Annotated in this window: 1 protein-coding gene; it reads right to left on the reverse strand. The window is 69.4% G+C overall.

Annotated elements, in window-relative coordinates; genetic code table 11:
- Positions 1-5 precede the first annotated feature (5 nt).
- The coding region (locus ACWDVG_RS31640) for an acyl-CoA dehydrogenase (protein ID WP_451704366.1) at positions 6-1,152 on the reverse strand (1,147 nt) is incomplete at its 5' end.

Raw genomic sequence — 1,152 nt, forward strand, 5'->3', positions numbered from 1 at the left:
GGGGGTTACGGGAGGTTGCGGGCCATGACGATGCGCTGGACCTGGTTGGTGCCCTCGTAGATCTGGGTGATCTTGGCGTCGCGCATCATGCGCTCGACGGGGTAGTCGCGGGTGTAGCCGTAGCCGCCGAGGAGCTGGACGGCGTCGGTGGTGACCTCCATGGCGACGTCGGAGGCGAAGCACTTGGCGGCGGCGCCGAAGAAGGTGAGGTCGCCGTCGACGCGCTCGGACTTGGCGGCGGCGGCGTAGGTGAGCTGGCGGGCGGCTTCGAGCTTCATGGCCATGTCGGCGAGCATGAACTGCACGCCCTGGAAGTCGGCGATGGGCTTGCCGAACTGCTTGCGCTCCCGGACGTAGCCCTTGGCGTAGTCGAGGGCGCCCTGGGCGATGCCGATGGCCTGGGCGGCGATGGTGATGCGGGTGTGGTCGAGGGTCTTCATGGCGGTGGCGAAGCCGGTGCCCTCGGCGCCGATCATGCGGTCGGCGGGGATGCGGACGTTGTCGAGGTAGACCTCGCGGGTGGGGGAGCCCTTGATGCCGAGCTTCTTCTCCGGCGCGCCGAAGGAGACGCCCTCGTCGCCCTTCTCCACGACGAAGGCGGAGATGCCCTTCGACCGCTTGTCGGGGTCGGTGACGGCCATCACGGTGTAGTACTCCGACACGCCGGCGTTGGTGATCCACCGCTTCACGCCGTTGAGGACCCAGGAGTCGCCGTCGCGGACCGCGCGGGTCTTCATCCCGGCCGCGTCGGAGCCGGCGTCGGGCTCGGACAGGCAGTAGGAGAACATCGCGTCGCCCTTGGCCAGCGGGCCGAGGTACTTGTGCTTGAGCTCCTCCGAGCCGGAGAGGATCACCGGCAGCGAGCCCAGCTTGTTGACCGCCGGGATCAGCGACGAGGAACCGCACGCGCGGGCGACCTCCTCGATCACGATCACCGTGGCCAGCGCGTCCGCGCCCGCACCCCCGTAGGTCTCGGGGACGTGGACGGCGTGCAGGTCGTTGGCGACCAGCGCGTCGAGGGCCTCCTGGGGAAACCGGCTCTCCTCGTCCACCGCGGCCGCGAACGGGACGATCTTCGCCTCCGCCAGCGCACGCACCGACTCCCGGAGCATCTCGTGCTCCTCGGAGGGCCGATACAGGTCGAAGTCCTTG

It is taken from the genome of Streptomyces sp. NPDC003327 (assembly GCF_053589515.1).